The sequence below is a fragment of the Pseudomonas sp. MCal1 genome, from assembly GCF_026341415.1.
Taxonomy (GTDB): Bacteria; Pseudomonadota; Gammaproteobacteria; order Pseudomonadales; family Pseudomonadaceae; genus Aquipseudomonas.
The window spans coordinates 68,539-86,034 of the sequence record NZ_JAKUMP010000017.1; the positions used below are offsets into that span (position 1 = coordinate 68,539).

Below are 17,496 nucleotides of genomic sequence, written 5' to 3' on the forward strand. Positions count from 1 at the left end.
GCGACATTATGGGCGGTCTGACCCCGCCTGCAACTTTTCCAGGACGTGCTTAATGCTCAAGGCGCTGCGTTTTTTCGGCTGGCCGCTGTTGGCCGGCGTACTTATCGCTCTGTTGATTATTCAGCGTTACCCGCAGTGGGTCGGGCTTCCAAGCCTTGACGTCAACCTGCAACAGGCCCCGCAGACCACCAGCGTGCAGCAGGGGCCGGTGTCCTATGCCGACGCGGTGACCATCGCCGCGCCGTCAGTGGTCAACCTCTACACCACCAAAGTCATCGCCAAACCGGCGCATCCGTTGTTCGAGGATCCGCAGTTCCGCCGCTTCTTCGGTGACAATTCGCCGAAGCAGAAACGCATGGAGTCCAGCCTCGGTTCCGGCGTGATCATGAGCCCGGAAGGCTACATTCTGACCAACAACCACGTTACCAGTGGCGCCGACCAGATCGTCGTGGCGCTCAAGGACGGTCGCGAAACCCTGGCCCGGGTGATCGGCAGCGATCCGGAAACCGACCTCGCCGTCCTGAAAATCGATCTCAAAAACCTGCCGTCGATCACCGTCGGCCGTTCCGACAACATCCGCATCGGCGACGTCGCACTGGCCATCGGCAACCCGTTCGGCGTCGGCCAGACCGTGACCATGGGCATCATCAGCGCCACCGGCCGCAATCAGCTGGGCCTGAACAACTACGAAGACTTCATTCAGACCGACGCCGCGATCAACCCGGGCAACTCCGGCGGCGCGCTGGTAGACGCCAACGGTAACCTCACCGGCATCAACACCGCGATCTTCTCCAAGTCCGGCGGCTCGCAAGGCATCGGCTTCGCAATCCCGGTGAAACTGGCGATGGAAGTGATGAAATCGATCATCGAGCACGGTCAGGTGATTCGCGGCTGGCTCGGCATTGAAGTGCAGCCGCTGACCCAGGAACTGGCCGAGTCGTTTGGCCTGTCCGGGCGCCCGGGAATCGTGGTGGCGGGCATTTTCCGCGACGGCCCGGCACAGAAGGCCGGCCTGCAACTGGGTGATGTGATCCTGAGCATCGACGGCGAACCGGCCGGTGATGGCCGTAAGTCGATGAACCAGGTAGCGCGAATCAAACCGACCGACAAGGTCACGATTCAGGTGATGCGCAATGGCAAGGAGTTGAAGCTGACCGCTGAAATCGGCCTGCGTCCGCCGCCAGCGCCGGTGCAAGAGAAAGAAGAGTAAGACTTTGTTCGCGCCAATGGCGCGAATAACAGACATTCTCAACGGGCATGTTATATTGTTTCAATTAATACATTGGAACAACATAACATGTCGTCTCGAAAAAAGGCTTCTCTGCTCGGCCTGACCCTTGGCCTGCTTGGCGATCCCGTGTTTGCCGATGAACCGCAAACGCTTGAACTCGATACCATCAGCGTCACCTCCGATTACGAATCCCCTACCGGTCCGGTCAAAGGGTACCGCGCTACGCGCTCGTCCAGCGCCACCAAAACCGACACCGCAATCCGCGATATTCCACAGGCCATCAGCGTGGTGCCCGCCACCGTACTCAAGGATCTGGGTAGTACCAGCGTCGAACGTGCGCTGGAATTCGCCGGTGGCGTGTCGAAGCAAAACAACTTCGGCGGCCTGACGCTTTACGAATACAGTGTGCGCGGCTTCACTACTTCCGAGTTTTACCAGGACGGCTTCAGCGCCAACCGTGGCTACCCGAGCACACCCGACGCTGCCAACATCGAGCGCATCGAAGTGCTCAAAGGACCAGCCGCCAGCCTGTACGGCCGAGGCGATCCGGGTGGCACGGTAAACATCGTCACCAAAAAACCGCAGCCCGAAGCGTTTACTACCCTGCAAACCAGTGCCGGCAGTTGGGATCGTTATCGCACCGCGCTGGACGTCAACACGCCGCTGGATGATCAGGGAGATGTGCTGTCGCGGATCAACCTCGCGGTCGAGGACAACAACAGTTTTCGCGACCACGTCGACAGTAAACGTGTATTCGTCGCCCCCTCTTTCAGTTGGCGGTTGAACCCGGACACCAGCCTGCTGGTGGAGAGCGAATTCGTACGTCATAGCTCGACCTTCGACCGCGGCATTGTTGCGCCAAACAATAAATGGAGCGGCGTCTCGCGTTCGACATTCCTGGGTGAACCGAACGACGGCAACATCGACAACCACAACAACAGACTGCAAGCCACGCTTGAGCACCACCTCAACGATGCCTGGAAACTGCGCCTGGCCAGCCACTACAAGGAAGGCAAACTCTGGGGATTCGCCTCTGAAAGCCGTCCTTTGAATGCCGATGGCCACTCAGTCAACCGCCGCTATCGCGAACGCGATACCAACTGGCACGACAGCATCACCCAGTTGGAACTGCGCGGTCTGTTCGACCTTGGCACCTGGCAGCACGAACTGCTGATCGGCAGCGAGTACGAGAACTTCCGCAAGAACGAGCGCGTCACCAACATCGCCGGCAGGCCTTACGCCATCGATATCTATAACCCGGTATACGGCCAGCCCAAACCCAACGGTGCACGCTCCGGCACGGACTTCTTCGAACACGTCGAAAGCCGTGCGCTGAACCTGCAGGATCAAATCGTCTTCAGCGAAAAACTGCGCGGGATGATCGGGGCGCGATTCGAGCACTTCGAGCAAACCATCGATGACCACAGCCGCAACACCACCAGCCGCCAGACCCACGACGCGCTCACCCAACGTGCCGGCCTGCTCTATCAACTGACACCGGACACCGGCCTGTTCGCCAACGCCTCGACCTCATTCAAACCGAACAACGGCCTCGATGTGGCTGGCAAATCCTTCGATCCGGAAGAAGGCGTGGGTTACGAAATCGGCATCAAGAACGAGCTGTTCGACGAACGGTTAAGCAGCACCCTCGCCTTCTTCCATATCGACAAGGAAAACGTCCTCGCCCTCGACCCGGGCACCGACACCAGCCGCGCCATGGGCAAGGCCCGCAGCCGGGGTTTCGATCTGCAAGTCACCGGGCAAGTCACCGACGCCGTCAGGGTTATCGGCGCCTTCGCCTGGATCGACGCCGAAGTCACCAAGGGTGATGCCGCGATTCCTGCCGGTAGCCGCATCCTCGGGGTGGCCAAACGCAGCGGCAGCCTGCTGGGTGTCTACGAGTTTCAGGACGGCCGCTTGCGCGGCTCGGATATCGGCGCGGCGTTCACTTACGTCGGTGACCGCTCAGGTGAGTCCGGCAGCGATTTCGAGCTGCCGGCCTATCACACCGTTGACCTGCTGGCCCATTACAAGGCCAGCGACAACATCACCGTCGGCCTGAACCTGAACAACCTGTTCGACGAAAAGTATTACGAGCGCTCGTACAGCAACTACTGGGTCAACCCCGGCGAGCCGCGCAATTTCACGGTCAGCCTGACACTCAACCTGTAAAAGGACGTCTCCATGCAATACGGCAAATCCCTGCTGTTCATCGCCGCGCTCTTCGCCACTCACGCCTCGGCCCATGGTTTGTGGACCGAACAAAGGCGCGGCAATATCGAAGTCGTCTACGGACACGGTGCCGAGGACAATGCGTTCAAACCGCAGAAAGTCAGCGGAGCGTGGGCCTATGACGCAAGCGGCAAGATGATTCCCGTCAGCGTGCAGCGCCTGGCAGATCACGCCCGCCTGCAACCGTTGAAACCGCCGGCGGTGATGGCCGTGGCCCTGAACAACGGCATGTGGTCGCAAACCGCCGACAAGAAATGGGTCAACGAGGGGCGTAGCAAAGTCCCGGGAGCCATCGAGTCGACCGAGACCCTCAAGTACAGCCTGGCGATTTATCAGCCCGGAGCGAAGTTGCCCAAACTGGATCAGATCAAATTGCTGATTTTGCCGGAGGTCGATCCGCTGACCGTCGGCCCGGGGAAATCATTGCCGGTGCGGGTGTTGCTGGATGGCAAACCGGCCGCGGGCGTGAAGTTGATCGGTGACTACCGCAGCGCGCCGAATACCTTGAGCACTGAAACCGACAAGGACGGCCGCGCTCAGGTGCTGGTGCGTAATGAGGGATTGAATGTGATTGCGGCGCAGGTGGAAGTGCCGGTGAAGGACAGTGCAGAGGTGAGCAGCAGAGGGTTGTTCAGTTCGTTGACGTTCCTTGGCGAGCCGCATCACGAATAAACCAGCGCTGATCCCTGCGGGACTGAACCCACAGGGATCAGCGTCGTTTCAGAGTTCGCCCAGACCGTCGATCAACGCCTGATTCTGTTCCGGCGTGCCGATCGAGATCCGCAGGAACTGGGCAATCCGCTCCTGTTTGAAATGGCGCACGATCACGCCCTGCTCACGCAGTTTGGCCGCCAGCCCCGCCGCATCGTGTTGCGGATGCCGGGCGAAGATGAAGTTGGCCGCTGACGGCAGCACTTCAAAACCTTTGGCCTGCAACTGCGCAACCACCCACTCGCGACTCTCTATGACCAGTGCGCAGGTCTTGTCGAAGTACTCGCGATCCTCGAACGCTGCCGCCGCGCCGACATTGGCCATACGATCGATCGGGTAGGAGTTGAAGCTGTTCTTGATCCGTTCCAGCGCCTCGATCAGATCCGGATGGCCGACCGCCAGACCGACCCGCAGGCCCGCCAGCGAACGGGATTTGGACAGCGTCTGGGTGACCAGCAGGTTCGGATAACGCTCGACCAGACTGATCGCGGTTTCGCCGCCGAAGTCGATGTAGGCCTCGTCGACCACCACCACTGAATCCGGGCTGGCCTTGAGGATCTGCTCGACCGCTTCCAGCGCCAGCAGGCAACCGGTCGGCGCGTTCGGGTTGGGGAAGATGATCCCGCCGTTCGGTTTGGCGTAGTCGGCAGGGTTGATCCGGAACTGCGCATCCAGCGACACCGCGTCAAACGTGATGCCGTAGAGACCGCAGTAGACCGGATAGAAGCTGTAGCTGATGTCCGGGAACAGGATCGGCTGATCGTGTTGCAACAGGCCGTGAAAGATGTGCGCCAGCACTTCATCCGAACCGTTGCCGAGGAACACCTGATTGCTCTGCACGCCGTAGTATTCGGCGACAGCGTTTTTCAGCCGGTCGCTGTTCGGATCCGGATACAGACGCAGGTTGTCGTTGAGTTCGGCCTGCATCGCCGCCAAGGCTTTTGGCGACGGGCCGTACGGGTTTTCGTTGGTGTTGAGCTTGACCAGACGGGTCAGCTTCGGCTGCTCGCCCGGCACGTAAGGCACCAGATCCTTGACGAACGGGCTCCAGAATTTGCTCATGTTCAGTTCCCCTTCACGTCGTCTTTGATGCGGTATTCGGCGCTGCGCGCGTGGGCGCTCAAGGATTCGCCACGGGCCAGGATCGATGCAGTCTTGCCCAGTTCCGAAGCACCGGCCTCGGAGCAGAAGATGATCGACGAACGTTTCTGGAAGTCATACACGCCCAGCGGCGAGGAGAAACGCGCAGTGCCGGAGGTCGGCAGCACGTGGTTCGGACCGGCGCAGTAGTCGCCCAGCGCTTCGGAGGTGTGACGCCCCATGAAGATCGCGCCGGCGTGGCGGATCTGCGGCAGCCAGGCCTGCGGGTCGGCGACCGACAGTTCAAGGTGTTCCGGGGCGATACGGTTGGCGACTTCGATGGCCTGGGCCATGTCGCGCACGTGAATCAGGGCACCACGGCCATTGATCGAGGTTTCAATGATGGTGGCGCGATCCATGGTCGGCAGCAGTTTGTCGATGCTGGCGGCAACCTTGTCGAGGAATTCGGCGTCCGGGCTGACCAGGATTGCCTGGGCGTCTTCATCGTGCTCGGCCTGGGAAAACAGGTCCATGGCGATCCAGTCCGGATCGGTCTGGCCGTCGCATACCACGAGGATTTCCGACGGGCCGGCGATCATGTCGATGCCGACCTGACCGAACACGTGACGCTTGGCAGTGGCGACGTAGATGTTGCCCGGGCCGACAACCTTGTCCACCTGCGGCACGCTTTCGGTGCCATAGGCCAACGCGGCAACGGCTTGCGCGCCACCGATGGTGAACACCCGGTCAACACCGGCAATGCACGCTGCTGCCAGCACCAGTTCGTTGACTTCACCGCGCGGGGTCGGCACCACCATGACCACTTCGGCCACGCCGGCAACCTTGGCCGGAATCGCGTTCATCAATACCGATGACGGATACGACGCCTTGCCGCCCGGCACGTACAGACCGGCGCGATCCAGTGGCGTGACTTTCTGGCCCAGCACCGTGCCGTCGGCTTCGGTGTAGCTCCAGGAATCCTGCTTCTGTTTTTCGTGATAGCTGCGCACGCGGGCCGCCGCTTTTTCCAGCGCTTCGCGTTGCGGGACAGTGATGCGGGTCAGGGCCAGTTCCAGGCGCTCGCGCGGCAGGATCAGGTCCGCCATCGAAGCGACTTCCAGGCCATCGAATTTCCGGGTGAACTCGACCAGCGCCGCGTCACCGCGCTCGCGCACAGCCTTGATGATGTCCAGCACCCGCTGATTGACCGAGTCGTCAGACACACTTTCCCAGCTCAGCAGATGATCCAGATGATGCGCGAAATCCGGGTCAGCAGCGTTGAGTCGGCGAATTGCAGTCGGTGCGGTCATAGCGAGAGCCTCATAGGAATGGCAAAAAACTCAGGCGCCCGAAATTACCATTCGATCCGCTTGGGCACCTGAGATTCTGGCTATGAGGCGGATAGACGGGCGCGACTTAACGTCGCGCAGGTACATCAGCCGCGGTGTCGAGACTCCACTGCCTTGCGCAGGGTGTCGATCAACGCCTGGATTCGGGCGTGTTGCATTTTCATCGAAGCTTTATTGACCACCAGACGCGAGCTGATCGTGGCGATCAGTTCCTGGGGTTCCAGGCCGTTGGCGCGCAGGGTGTTGCCGGTGTCGACCACGTCGATGATCTTGTCGGCCAGGCCGATCAGCGGTGCCAGCTCCATCGAGCCATAAAGCTTGATGATGTCGACCTGACGGCCCTGCTCGGCGTAGTAGCGCTTGGCGACATTGACGAATTTGGTGGCGACGCGCAGGCGGCCCTTGGGCTCGACGGCGCCGACCTTGCCGGCAGTCATCAGCTTGCACCGGGCAATCTGCAGATCCAGCGGCTCGTACAGACCCTGGCCGGTGTATTCCATCAGCACGTCTTTACCGGCAACGCCGAGGTCGGCCGCGCCATGCTCGACATAGGTCGGCACGTCGGTGGCCCGCACGATCAACAGGCGAACGTCTTCCTGGGTCGTGGGGATGATCAGCTTGCGGCTCTTGTCCGGATTCTCGGTCGGCACGATGCCCGCTTCGGCGAGAAGCGGCAGGGTGTCGTCAAGGATGCGGCCCTTGGACAGTGCGATGGTCAACATGGGAAACGTCAGTCCTTATCAAGGTACTCATGTCCGGTCGCAATCGGCGCCGGACATACATCGAGGGCGTTGCCACCCCCGATCAAAACGAATTCAACGGACACTTCCCTGTGTCCAGATGCAGCGACTAGCCCGGAACGCGACGGATCTTCGCGCCCAGCATCTGCAGTTTTTCCTCGATGCATTCGTAACCACGGTCGATGTGGTAGATGCGGTCGATCAGGGTATCGCCTTCGGCCATCAGGGCCGAGATCACCAGACTGGCCGAGGCCCGCAGGTCGGTTGCCATCACTGGCGCGCCCTTCAGGATTTCAGTACCGGTCACGATGGCCGTATTGCCTTCGACCTGGATCTTGGCGCCCATGCGGTGCAGTTCGTACACATGCATGAAGCGGTTTTCGAAGATCGTCTCGATCACGGCACCGGTGCCTTCGGCAATGGCGTTGAGCGAGATGAACTGCGCCTGCATGTCGGTCGGGAACGCCGGGTACGGCGCAGTGCGCACGTTGACCGCTTTCGGGCGCTTGCCGTGCATGTTCAGCTCGATCCAGTCTTCACCGGTGGTGACTTCTGCGCCGGACTCACGGAGTTTTTCCAGAACGGCTTCAAGGATGGTCGGATCAGTGTCCTTGACCTTCACGCGGCCACCGGTGACCGCAGCAGCCACCAGGTAGGTGCCGGTTTCGATACGGTCAGGCATGACCTTATAGAAAGCCGAACCTAGACGCTCGACGCCGTCGATGGTGATGGTGTCGGTACCGGCACCGGATACCTTGGCACCCATGGCGTTGAGGAAGTTCGCCAGGTCGACGACTTCCGGCTCGCGAGCGGCGTTCTGCAGCACGCTGCGGCCCTTGGCCAGAGCAGCGGCCATCATGATGTTCTCGGTACCGGTCACGCTGACGGTATCGAAGAAGAAGTGCGCGCCACGCAGGCCGCCTTCAGGCGCCTTGGCCTTGATGTAGCCGCCTTCGACGTCGATGACCGCGCCCATGGCTTCCAGGCCACGGATGTGCAGGTCGACCGGACGCGAACCGATGGCGCAGCCGCCAGGCAGTGCGACTTCGGCTTCACCGAAACGCGCAACCATCGGACCCAGTACCAGGATCGAGGCGCGCATGGTTTTCACCAGCTCGTACGGAGCGACCAGGGTCTTGATGGTGCGCGGGTCGATTTCGACGCTGAGCTTTTCGTCGATCACAGGCTCGATGCCCATGCGACCGAACAGCTCGATCATGGTGGTGATGTCGTGCAGGTGCGGCAGGTTGCCAACGGTAACCGGGCCATCGCACAGCAGGGTGGCGGCCAGGATCGGCAGGGCGGAGTTCTTCGCCCCGGAGATGCGGATCTCGCCATCAAGACGAGCGCCACCGGTAATTATCAATTTATCCATAAGAATCTCGACGCCCTAGGGCTCAGGTGCGCTCGGCCCAGGCCGCGCTGCTGAAAAATTTCATAGTGACCGCGTGGATGCTGCCATCGGCGATCCAAGGGTTCAAATGGGCATAGATGCTTTGCTGACGCTTGACCGGGCTCAACGCCGCCAGTTCATCACTAATCACGTTCAGCTGAAAGTTGCAGCCTTCGCCTTCAACTTCCACCAGCGTTCCTGGCAGCTTTCCTTCAAGGAAGCTCTTCACTTCTACGGCCTGCATGCTCAACCTCAATCGGCGCCCTGTGCGCACGGGTCGGACATCATACAAAAAAGCCCCGCGCCTGCGAACCCCGCTGCGCAGGACTCTGACGGGGGGCTTCTCTATTGATGCGGATTCAGGGTTGCGCCAAAAGCTCGGTCAGCTCGCTGACCTGAGCAATTTCGCGCATGTCTTCGGGCATCCCGCGAATACTGACCGCCTTGCCGGCGGCCTTCGCATCGCGAATGAAGCACAGCAGCAGCGACAGACCGACGCTGCTGGACTTCTCCACCGCCGAGCAATCGATCACCAATGCCGGGGCATTGCACGACTTGATCAGCGCCCGGCCCTGCTCACGCAGATCGGGCCCGGTGCGGTAATCCAGCACGCCACTGAGCTGCAGCTCACTGGCTTCGTCCAGACGAATGGCCGACTCGGTCATTGGGCAGGCTTCTCGTTCTGCTCGGCCGACTGCTTGGCCTTGGCGACTTCCCCGGCCCAGCCGTTGATGGTCTTGTCCAGGTCGTTGCCATTGCGCTGCATCGCGTCGGCGAACTGGTCACGGAACAGCTTGCCGATGTTGATGCCGTTGATGATGACGTTGCGCAGTTTCCACTCGCCGTTGATCTTCTCCAGGGTGTACGACACCGGATAGATCGCGCCGTTGTTGCCCTTGACGGTCATGCCGACGCTGGTGCGGTCGCCAGACTCGTCCTTGGGCGCATCAACGGTAATGCCCTGATTGTTGTACTCGAGCAGCGCATTGCCGTAGAACTGGAACAGGCCGCGCTTGAAGTTTTCCTCGAAGGTCTTCATCTGCGCCGGGGTTGCCTTGCGCGAATACTTGACCGTCATGATGCTCTTGGAAATGCCTTCGGCATCTACCACAGGGCCGACGATGGTGTTCAGCGCCGTGTAGAAATCCTGTGGATCCTGCTTGTACTTCTCTTTATTGGCCGACAGATCGGCGAGCATCCGGTTTGTAGTGTCCTGAACCAGATCGTGCGCCGACTGTACCGCCACGGCGTTAGCCACCAGCGGCAGCGCCGCAAGCAACACCAACAGGCCACGTCGCAAGGTAGAGATCATTCAAAAGCTCCTCATTTGGCGTCTTTGCTAACGGTATTGAGCAGGAATTTACCGATCAGGTCTTCCAGTACCAGAGACGACTGCGTGTCGTGGATGGTTCCACCATCCTTGAGCAGGGTGTCTTCCCCGCCCACGCTGATACCGATGTATTTCTCGCCCAGCAGACCCGCAGTCAGGATAGATGCTGTGGAGTCGGTCGGCAGGTTGTCGACGCTTTTATCCACTTGCAGGGTCACCCGACCGGTGAAGCTGTCGCGGTCCAGATCGATCGCGGTGACCTTGCCGATCGTCACACCCGCCATGGTCACTTTGGCTCTGACCGTCAAACCGGCGATATTGTCGAAATACGCGTAAAGCTTGTAAGTATCGGTGGTCGAAGTCGGAGAAAGGCCACTGACCCGCAAAGCGAGCAGCAACAAAGCCAGGATCCCTGCCAGCAGGAACAGGCCGACACCGATTTCCAGGGTGCGGTTTTGCATCAGAAATCTCCAAACATCAAAGCGGTCAGAATAAAGTCCAGGCCGAGTACTGCCAGCGAGGCGTAAACCACGGTCTTGGTGGTGGCACGGCTGATTCCCTCGGAAGTGGGTTCGCAGTCATAGCCTTGAAATACGGCGATCCAGGTGACGACAAAAGCGAATACTGCACTTTTGATGATGCCGTTGAGCACATCGTCACCGAAGCTCACGCTGTTCTGCATGTTCGACCAGTAGGAACCTTCGTAGACGCCCAGCCAGTCGACGGCGACCCACGAACCGCCCCAGATACCGACCACGCTGAAAATCATCGCCAGCACCGGCAGGGAAATGAAGCCGGCCCACAGACGCGGGGCGATGATGTACTTGAGCGGGTCGACCCCGATCATTTCCAGGCTGGACAGCTGCTCGGTGGACTTCATGTTGCCGATTTCCGCCGTCAGCGCCGAACCGGCACGACCGGCGAACAACAGGGCGGTCACCACCGGCCCCAACTCACGCAGCAGGGTCAGCGCCACCATCTGCCCGACAGCCTGCTCCGAGCCATAGCTCGACAGGATGTTGAAGCCCTGCAGCGCCAGCACCATGCCGATGAAGATCCCGGACACCACGATGATCACCAGCGACATCACGCCGACGGAATGCAACTGCTTGACCAGCAGACCAAAACCGCCGCCGATGCCGCCCCGCCCGAGCAAGGCATGAAACAGGAACAGGGTCGAACGCCCGAACACTGCGACGCTGTCGATGCCGGCGAGGCCGAAACGACGCACACGCTCCATTAAAGTAATTCTGCGCATCAGCGGCGCTTCCCCAGAAGATCTGCGCGGTAATCCGGCGCTGGAAAGTGATACGGCACCGGGCCGTCGGGTTCACCGGTCATGAACTGGCGGATACGCGGATCGTCCGAACTCATCAGTTCATCCGGCGTGCCCTGCCCCAATACCTGGCCATCACCGACCACATAGATGTAGTCGGCAATGCTCGCGGTTTCGGCGAGATCGTGCGACACCACGATACTGGTGATTCCCAGGGCATCATTGAGCAGCCGGATCAGGCGAACCAGAACACCCATAGCGATCGGGTCCTGGCCGACGAACGGTTCGTCGTACATCAGGATCTGCGGATCGAGGGCAATGGCCCGGGCCAGGGCGACACGACGTTTCATGCCGCCAGACAGCTCATCAGGCATCAGCTCGATCGCACCGCGCAGGCCCACGGCCTGCAACTTGAGCAGCACGATGTCGCGAATCATCTCGTCCGGCAGATCGGTATGAACCCGCAGCGGAAAGGCGACGTTCTCGAACACATCAAGATCGGTGAACAGCGCACCGCTCTGAAACAGCACGCCCATGTGTTTGCGCGCATCGAACAGATCGCTGCGCGACAGCTTCGGCAGGTTCTGGCCGTTGACCCAGACCTCGCCTTTGGATGGCCGCAACTGGGCGCCCATCAGGCGCAACAGTGTGGTCTTGCCACACCCGGAAGGTCCCATGATGCCGGTGACCTTGCCGCGCGGGATGCGGATATCGACGTTATTGAAAATGCTCCGCGCACCGCGCTTGAAGGAGACTCCCTTCAGCTCGACCGCGTAGGCGTTATCGGCACTCATCTAAACTCCTTGCGATGCAGCCTCTCACTCGGACACCTGGCTTTCTGGAGGAAAGCCCCTACATCCCGGGCAGGCCGAACTGGCGGCGAACTATATCACTGCAAAGGGCAAGCGCCCAAGGCCTGCACCGGCCTGCCTTCTGCGACTTGAAGGGCTTGAAGCCTTATTTACAGAGTTTTGGCAACAAGGAATGACAAAGCACGACGAACTTGCGTGAGGCTTTTCAACATAACCGCTATAATCGCCGCCTTTTCATCGGGCTATACGATTTCTGACATGAGCCAAACCAGCGACCTGATTCAATCGGCACAACGCACCGTCCGCCTCGAAGTGGAAGCCGTACAAGGCTTGTTGCCCCATATCGACGCCGATTTCGTACGCGCTTGCGAGATGATTCTGGCCAGCAAGGGCCGTGTTGTCGTGGTCGGCATGGGCAAGTCCGGACACATCGGCAACAAGATTGCCGCGACCCTGGCCAGCACCGGCACCCCGGCGTTTTTCGTGCACCCGGCCGAGGCCAGTCACGGCGACATGGGCATGATCACCCGTGACGACGTGATTCTGGCCCTGTCGAACTCCGGCTCCACCAACGAAATCGTTACCCTGCTGCCACTGATCAAACGCCTGGGCATCCAGCTGATCAGCGTCACCGGCAATCCGCAATCGCCGCTGGCCAAGGCTGCCGAGGTCAATCTCAACGTGCACGTCGAGCACGAAGCCTGCCCGCTGAACCTGGCGCCGACCTCCTCGACCACCGCCGCACTGGTCATGGGCGACGCCCTGGCCGTGGCGCTGCTGGAAGCGCGCGGCTTCACCGCCGAAGACTTCGCCTTTTCCCACCCGGGCGGCGCGCTGGGACGGCGCCTGCTGCTTAAAGTGGAGAATGTCATGCACGCCGGTCAGGAACTGCCGCAGGTACAGCGCGGCACCCTGCTCAAGGATGCATTGATGGAAATGACCCGCAAGGGTCTGGGCATGACCGTCATTCTTGAAGCGGACGGCAAACTGGCCGGGATCTTCACTGACGGCGACCTGCGTCGCACCCTGGATCGCAGCATCGATATCCACAGCGCCACCATCGACCAGGTGATGACCGTGCACGGCAAGACCGCCCGCGCCGAGATGCTCGCCGCCGAGGCCCTGAAAATCATGGAAGACCACCGAATCAACGCACTGGTTGTCGTGGATGAAGAGGATCGCCCGGTCGGCGCCTTCAACCTCTCCGATCTGCTGCGCGCAGGAGTGATGTAAATGAGCAACGATCTGCTGCAACGCGGCAAAGCCATCAAACTGGCGGTTTTCGACGTCGACGGCGTCCTCACCGACGGTCGCCTGTACTTCCTTGAAGACGGCAGCGAGTTCAAGACTTTCAATACGCTCGATGGCCAGGGCATCAAGATGCTGATGAACGCCGGCGTCCAGACCGCCATCATCAGCGGTCGCAAGACTCCGGTGGTCGAGCGCCGGGCAAAAAACCTCGGCATTGCGCACCTGTTTCAGGGCCGCGAAGACAAACTGGTCGTTCTCGACGGTCTTCTGGAGCAACTGGGCCTAAGCTATGAACAAGTGGCCTATCTCGGTGACGACCTGCCGGATCTGCCGGTGATCCGCCGCGTGGGGCTGGGCATGGCCGTAGCCAACGCCGCTGCATTCGTGCGCGAGCACGCCCATGGCGTGACCCAGGCCCGGGGCGGCGAAGGTGCCGCCCGCGAATTCTGCGAACTGATCCTGCGCGCCCAAGGCAGCCTCGACGCCGCCAACAACGCGTACCTGTGAGTCCAACCATGTTTAGCAAAAAGTTTCGCAACATCCTGCTGTTCGGTTGCATCGCAGCGATTTTCGGTGCGGTCGGCTACTGGAACATCAGCCCGGAGCGCTTCCTCGACAAACCGCCGGTTTCGGCAGAGGAAAGCCCGATCGACTGGTATGCGACCAATACACACACGATCCAGTACCTCGAAGACGGCAAAGTGCAGTACGAAATGACGTCCGACAAGGCTGAGCACGTCAAGGCGACCGACATTACACTGGTCACCAAGCCCGATCTGAACATGTTCCGTGGCACCGATTTTCCATGGCACGTGACCAGTGAACGCGGCGAAGTGAACTCCGGTGGCACCGAGGTCGAACTGATCGACTCGGTACGTGTCAAGCGCACCGACGAAAAGAACCGCGATACCCTGATCACCTCCACTCGCATGACGGTGTTCCCGCAGCAGCAATATGCGCAGACCCAGCAACCCGTTAGAATCGACGGCGCTGGCGGTGTATCGACTGGCGTAGGAATGAAAGCGTATTTGAAGGAAAGCAGGATACACCTGCTATCGAACGTAAGAGGACAGTATGAGGCTCGTTAAAACCCTCCCTATTTTGCTCAGTCTGGGCGCAGCACTGGGAAGCGTGAGCGCCTGGGCTCTGCCGAACGATCAAGAGCAGCCAATCCGCATTCAGGCCGACGATGCCCAGCTGGACGACAAGAACGGCGTTGCCACCTATAAAGGCGACGTGATCATCACCCAGGGTTCGATGGTCGTCAAAGGCAACACCGTGACCATGACCCGTGCGCCCAACGGCGACATCGACGTCGTGACTTCGGTGGGCAACCTCGCCTACTTCGAACAGTTGCAGACTGCCGGTGACACCAAACCCGTTCAGGGCTGGGGCGTGACCATTCAGTACCACGCACAGCAGAACCGCGTTGTACTGATCGACAAGGCCAAAGTCGTCGACAAGGACAACAACACCACTCAAGGCGAGAAAATCGTCTATGACACGGTGAAAAAACTGGCCAGCGCCGGTCGAGCCACTGGCAGCAAGGTCACCGAAGCGCGTCCGCGCATCGACATGGTGATTCAGCCGAAGAAGAAAACCGACGAGAAAACCCAGTAATGGCAACTCTGAAAGCTCAGCACCTGGCCAAGGCCTATAAAAGCCGCCAGGTCGTGCGCGACGTCAGCCTGTCGATCGACAGCGGTCAGATCGTCGGCCTGCTCGGCCCGAACGGCGCCGGCAAGACCACCTGTTTCTACATGATCGTCGGCCTGGTCCAGGCCGATCAGGGTCGCGTACTGATCGACGATCTGGACGTCAGCCACCAGCCGATGCACGGTCGCGCCAAGGCTGGTATCGGCTATCTGCCGCAGGAGGCGTCGATCTTCCGCAAACTGTCGGTCGCCGACAACATCATGGCCATCCTCGAGACCCGCCAGGAACTCGACAAGGCCGGTCGTCGCAAGGAGCTGGAAAGCCTGCTGCAGGAATTCCACATCAGCCACATCCGCGACAACCTAGGCATGAGCCTGTCCGGTGGTGAGCGCCGCCGGGTGGAAATCGCCCGCGCACTGGCCACGGCACCGAAGTTCATCCTGCTCGACGAACCGTTCGCGGGTGTCGACCCTATCTCGGTCGGCGACATCAAGCAGATCATCCACCACCTCAAGGCCAAGGGCATCGGTGTACTGATCACCGACCACAACGTCCGCGAGACGCTGGATATCTGCGAAACCGCCTACATCGTCAACGACGGCCAGTTGATCGCTGAAGGCGACTCCGCGACCATCCTCGCCAACGATCTGGTGAAGGAAGTCTACCTGGGTCACGAGTTCCGCCTGTAAGCAAGACGGCATTCGATCAGCCGTTCGGGTGCTGTAACGTTGAAGCGCTTTTTTATACGCTTTTATTGTTACAGCGCTCTAGGCAAACACGACAGTTTCAGGCATATAATTTGCTTAAGTTTGGCGCCCCGGCGCCCTGTAGTGGATGGCGCATAGCGCCGGCGAATAAGGTGTTAAGCCCCTGCCATGAAACCATCGCTAGTCTTGAGAATGGGCCAGCAGCTGACGATGACACCGCAGCTGCAACAGGCCATCCGCCTGCTCCAATTGTCGACCCTGGATCTGCAGCAGGAAATCCAGGAGGCTCTGGAATCCAATCCGATGCTCGAACGCCAGGAAGACGGCGACGACTTCGACAACTCCGATCCCATGGCCGACAACGCCGAACAGAAGCCCAACACCGAGATCCAGGAACCCTCCTATCAGGAGACCGCGCCGACAGTCGATAACCTCGAAGACGGCGAATGGAACGAGCGAATCCCCAACGATCTACCCGTCGACACCGCCTGGGAAGACGTCTATCAGACCAGTGCCAGCAGCCTGCCGAGCAGCGATGATGACGAGTGGGACTTCACCACCCGCACTTCCGCCGGCGAGAGCCTGCAAAGCCACCTGCTGTGGCAATTGAATCTGGCACCGATGTCCGACACCGATCGCCTGATCGCGGTCACCCTGATCGATTGCATCAACAATCAGGGCTACCTCGACGAAACCCTCGAAGAAATCCTCGACGCCTTTGATCCGGAACTCGATATCGAGCTGGACGAGATCGAAGCCGTCCTGCACCGCATCCAGCAGTTCGAACCGGCCGGCATCGGCGCGCGCAACCTGGGCGAATGCCTGCTATTGCAATTGCGCCAGCTGTCGGCCAAGACCCCTTGGCTGGCCGAAGCCAAGCGCCTGGTTACCGATTACATCGACCTGCTCGGCAGCCGCGACTACAGCCAACTGATGCGCCGCATGAAGCTCAAGGAAGACGAACTGCGCCAGGTCATCGAACTGGTGCAGAGCCTCAACCCGCGCCCCGGCTCGCAGATCGAGTCGACCGAAGCCGAATACGTGGTGCCTGACGTCATCGTACGCAAGGACAACGAACGCTGGCTGGTGGAGCTGAACCAGGAATCAGTGCCGCGTCTGCGGGTCAACGCCCAGTACGCCGGTTTCGTACGTCGTGCCGACACCAGTGCCGACAACACCTTCATGCGCAATCAGTTGCAGGAAGCCCGCTGGTTCATCAAGAGCCTGCAGAGCCGCAACGAAACCCTGATGAAAGTTGCCACCCAGATCGTCGAGCATCAGCGCGGCTTCCTGGAGTACGGCGACGAAGCCATGAAGCCGCTGGTCCTGCATGACATCGCTGAAGCAGTGGGCATGCACGAGTCGACAATTTCCCGAGTGACCACGCAAAAATTCATGCATACCCCGCGGGGCATATATGAGCTGAAATACTTTTTCTCCAGCCATGTAAGCACCTCCGAAGGCGGTGAATGCTCGTCCACGGCGATCCGCGCGATCATCAAGAAACTGGTTGCCGCGGAAAATCAGAAAAAGCCGTTGAGTGACAGCAAGATCGCTGGTTTACTGGAGGCACAAGGCATTCAGGTGGCTCGCCGCACCGTCGCCAAGTACCGCGAATCCCTCGGGATCGCGCCTTCGAGCGAACGCAAGCGGTTGATGTAAGCCACGTTACAGCGTTCCAGTGGCAGGCTCTTCGGCCTGCCGCTTTATGCACTGGCAACGAAGGAG

General features: G+C 60.2%; 19 protein-coding genes. 9 read left to right on the forward strand and 10 right to left on the reverse strand.

The window, feature by feature from the left end; all coding sequences use genetic code 11:
- The first annotated feature begins 52 nt into the window (after positions 1-52).
- The 3 genes from algW (at position 53) to MKZ87_RS25235 (ending at position 4,135) form a co-directional block, all read left to right on the forward strand.
- Positions 53-1,210 carry a Do family serine endopeptidase AlgW gene (algW, locus tag MKZ87_RS25225; protein ID WP_085702481.1) on the forward strand — a complete coding sequence of 386 codons (1,158 nt, stop codon included), beginning with the start codon at positions 53-55 and terminating at the stop codon, positions 1,208-1,210.
- An 87-nt stretch (positions 1,211-1,297) separates the two neighbouring features.
- The gene (locus MKZ87_RS25230) at positions 1,298-3,403 is read left to right on the forward strand and encodes a TonB-dependent siderophore receptor (protein ID WP_266202115.1); all 2,106 of its coding nucleotides are present in this window, start codon (positions 1,298-1,300) and stop codon (positions 3,401-3,403) included.
- Between the two features lie 12 nt (positions 3,404-3,415).
- Positions 3,416-4,135, forward strand: a complete 720-nt coding sequence (locus MKZ87_RS25235) for a DUF4198 domain-containing protein (protein WP_234206472.1) — start codon at positions 3,416-3,418, stop codon at positions 4,133-4,135.
- Positions 4,136-4,183: 48 nt separating this feature from the next.
- Here MKZ87_RS25235 and hisC read toward each other — a convergent pair whose 3' ends face one another.
- From hisC to MKZ87_RS25285, 10 genes are all read right to left on the reverse strand, one after another.
- Entirely contained in the window at positions 4,184-5,236 is a 1,053-nt protein-coding gene (hisC, locus tag MKZ87_RS25240; protein ID WP_266202116.1) for a histidinol-phosphate transaminase, read from the reverse strand.
- Positions 5,237-5,238: 2 nt separating this feature from the next.
- Entirely contained in the window at positions 5,239-6,564 is a 1,326-nt protein-coding gene (gene hisD / locus MKZ87_RS25245; protein WP_234206466.1) for a histidinol dehydrogenase, read from the reverse strand.
- Positions 6,565-6,689: 125 nt separating this feature from the next.
- On the reverse strand, positions 6,690-7,325 hold the full coding sequence (hisG, locus tag MKZ87_RS25250) for an ATP phosphoribosyltransferase (protein WP_065260859.1): 636 nt from the start codon (positions 7,323-7,325) through the stop codon (positions 6,690-6,692).
- A gap of 127 nt (positions 7,326-7,452) precedes the next feature.
- Entirely contained in the window at positions 7,453-8,718 is a 1,266-nt protein-coding gene (murA, locus tag MKZ87_RS25255) for a UDP-N-acetylglucosamine 1-carboxyvinyltransferase (RefSeq protein WP_085698469.1), read from the reverse strand.
- Between the two features lie 22 nt (positions 8,719-8,740).
- Complete coding sequence (locus MKZ87_RS25260; RefSeq protein ID WP_039769303.1) at positions 8,741-8,980, reverse strand: BolA family protein; 240 nt, start codon at positions 8,978-8,980, stop codon at positions 8,741-8,743.
- A 115-nt stretch (positions 8,981-9,095) separates the two neighbouring features.
- Entirely contained in the window at positions 9,096-9,401 is a 306-nt protein-coding gene (locus MKZ87_RS25265; RefSeq protein ID WP_007953557.1) for an STAS domain-containing protein, read from the reverse strand.
- Positions 9,398-10,048, reverse strand: coding sequence for an MlaC/ttg2D family ABC transporter substrate-binding protein (locus MKZ87_RS25270; protein WP_085698467.1), 651 nt, complete (start codon positions 10,046-10,048; stop codon positions 9,398-9,400). The genes MKZ87_RS25265 and MKZ87_RS25270 overlap by 4 nt, the downstream gene beginning before the upstream one ends.
- Positions 10,049-10,059: 11 nt before the next feature.
- Positions 10,060-10,527 carry an outer membrane lipid asymmetry maintenance protein MlaD gene (gene mlaD, locus MKZ87_RS25275; protein WP_085698466.1) on the reverse strand — a complete coding sequence of 156 codons (468 nt, stop codon included), beginning with the start codon at positions 10,525-10,527 and terminating at the stop codon, positions 10,060-10,062.
- Complete coding sequence (gene mlaE / locus MKZ87_RS25280; protein WP_007953561.1) at positions 10,527-11,324, reverse strand: lipid asymmetry maintenance ABC transporter permease subunit MlaE; 798 nt, start codon at positions 11,322-11,324, stop codon at positions 10,527-10,529. Before mlaE ends, mlaD begins: the two co-directional genes overlap by 1 nt.
- Positions 11,324-12,136, reverse strand: coding sequence for an ATP-binding cassette domain-containing protein (locus MKZ87_RS25285; RefSeq protein ID WP_007953564.1), 813 nt, complete (start codon positions 12,134-12,136; stop codon positions 11,324-11,326). Before MKZ87_RS25285 ends, mlaE begins: the two co-directional genes overlap by 1 nt.
- A 276-nt stretch (positions 12,137-12,412) precedes the next feature.
- Here MKZ87_RS25285 and MKZ87_RS25290 point away from each other — a divergent pair, with 276 nt between their 5' ends.
- From MKZ87_RS25290 to MKZ87_RS25315, 6 genes are all read left to right on the forward strand, one after another.
- Positions 12,413-13,387, forward strand: a complete 975-nt coding sequence (locus MKZ87_RS25290) for a KpsF/GutQ family sugar-phosphate isomerase (RefSeq protein ID WP_085698465.1) — start codon at positions 12,413-12,415, stop codon at positions 13,385-13,387.
- On the forward strand, positions 13,388-13,912 hold the full coding sequence (locus MKZ87_RS25295) for a KdsC family phosphatase (protein ID WP_085698464.1): 525 nt from the start codon (positions 13,388-13,390) through the stop codon (positions 13,910-13,912).
- A gap of 8 nt (positions 13,913-13,920) precedes the next feature.
- Positions 13,921-14,493 carry an LPS export ABC transporter periplasmic protein LptC gene (gene lptC / locus MKZ87_RS25300; RefSeq protein ID WP_007953568.1) on the forward strand — a complete coding sequence of 191 codons (573 nt, stop codon included), beginning with the start codon at positions 13,921-13,923 and terminating at the stop codon, positions 14,491-14,493.
- Positions 14,480-15,025, forward strand: coding sequence for a lipopolysaccharide transport periplasmic protein LptA (gene lptA / locus MKZ87_RS25305; RefSeq protein WP_085698463.1), 546 nt, complete (start codon positions 14,480-14,482; stop codon positions 15,023-15,025). Before lptC ends, lptA begins: the two co-directional genes overlap by 14 nt.
- Entirely contained in the window at positions 15,025-15,750 is a 726-nt protein-coding gene (lptB, locus tag MKZ87_RS25310) for an LPS export ABC transporter ATP-binding protein (RefSeq protein WP_007953572.1), read from the forward strand. The genes lptA and lptB overlap by 1 nt, the downstream gene beginning before the upstream one ends.
- A 186-nt stretch (positions 15,751-15,936) precedes the next feature.
- Positions 15,937-17,430, forward strand: a complete 1,494-nt coding sequence (locus tag MKZ87_RS25315; RefSeq protein WP_085698462.1) for an RNA polymerase factor sigma-54 — start codon at positions 15,937-15,939, stop codon at positions 17,428-17,430.
- Positions 17,431-17,496: the final 66 nt, after the last annotated feature.

Coding starts and splice junctions, on each gene's coding strand:
- MKZ87_RS25270 (WP_085698467.1), bottom strand. CDS start 10,048: ATGATCTCTACCTTGCGACGTGGCCTGTTGGTGTTGCTTGCGGCGCTG.
- MKZ87_RS25290 (WP_085698465.1), top strand. CDS start 12,413: ATGAGCCAAACCAGCGACCTGATTCAATCGGCACAACGCACCGTCCGC.
- MKZ87_RS25285 (WP_007953564.1), bottom strand. CDS start 12,136: ATGAGTGCCGATAACGCCTACGCGGTCGAGCTGAAGGGAGTCTCCTTC.
- murA (WP_085698469.1), bottom strand. CDS start 8,718: ATGGATAAATTGATAATTACCGGTGGCGCTCGTCTTGATGGCGAGATC.
- MKZ87_RS25230 (WP_266202115.1), top strand. CDS start 1,298: ATGTCGTCTCGAAAAAAGGCTTCTCTGCTCGGCCTGACCCTTGGCCTG.
- hisC (WP_266202116.1), bottom strand. CDS start 5,236: ATGAGCAAATTCTGGAGCCCGTTCGTCAAGGATCTGGTGCCTTACGTG.
- hisG (WP_065260859.1), bottom strand. CDS start 7,325: ATGTTGACCATCGCACTGTCCAAGGGCCGCATCCTTGACGACACCCTG.
- mlaE (WP_007953561.1), bottom strand. CDS start 11,324: ATGCGCAGAATTACTTTAATGGAGCGTGTGCGTCGTTTCGGCCTCGCC.
- MKZ87_RS25265 (WP_007953557.1), bottom strand. CDS start 9,401: ATGACCGAGTCGGCCATTCGTCTGGACGAAGCCAGTGAGCTGCAGCTC.
- lptA (WP_085698463.1), top strand. CDS start 14,480: ATGAGGCTCGTTAAAACCCTCCCTATTTTGCTCAGTCTGGGCGCAGCA.
- mlaD (WP_085698466.1), bottom strand. CDS start 10,527: ATGCAAAACCGCACCCTGGAAATCGGTGTCGGCCTGTTCCTGCTGGCA.
- lptB (WP_007953572.1), top strand. CDS start 15,025: ATGGCAACTCTGAAAGCTCAGCACCTGGCCAAGGCCTATAAAAGCCGC.
- hisD (WP_234206466.1), bottom strand. CDS start 6,564: ATGACCGCACCGACTGCAATTCGCCGACTCAACGCTGCTGACCCGGAT.
- MKZ87_RS25235 (WP_234206472.1), top strand. CDS start 3,416: ATGCAATACGGCAAATCCCTGCTGTTCATCGCCGCGCTCTTCGCCACT.
- MKZ87_RS25295 (WP_085698464.1), top strand. CDS start 13,388: ATGAGCAACGATCTGCTGCAACGCGGCAAAGCCATCAAACTGGCGGTT.
- MKZ87_RS25260 (WP_039769303.1), bottom strand. CDS start 8,980: ATGCAGGCCGTAGAAGTGAAGAGCTTCCTTGAAGGAAAGCTGCCAGGA.
- algW (WP_085702481.1), top strand. CDS start 53: ATGCTCAAGGCGCTGCGTTTTTTCGGCTGGCCGCTGTTGGCCGGCGTA.
- lptC (WP_007953568.1), top strand. CDS start 13,921: ATGTTTAGCAAAAAGTTTCGCAACATCCTGCTGTTCGGTTGCATCGCA.
- MKZ87_RS25315 (WP_085698462.1), top strand. CDS start 15,937: ATGAAACCATCGCTAGTCTTGAGAATGGGCCAGCAGCTGACGATGACA.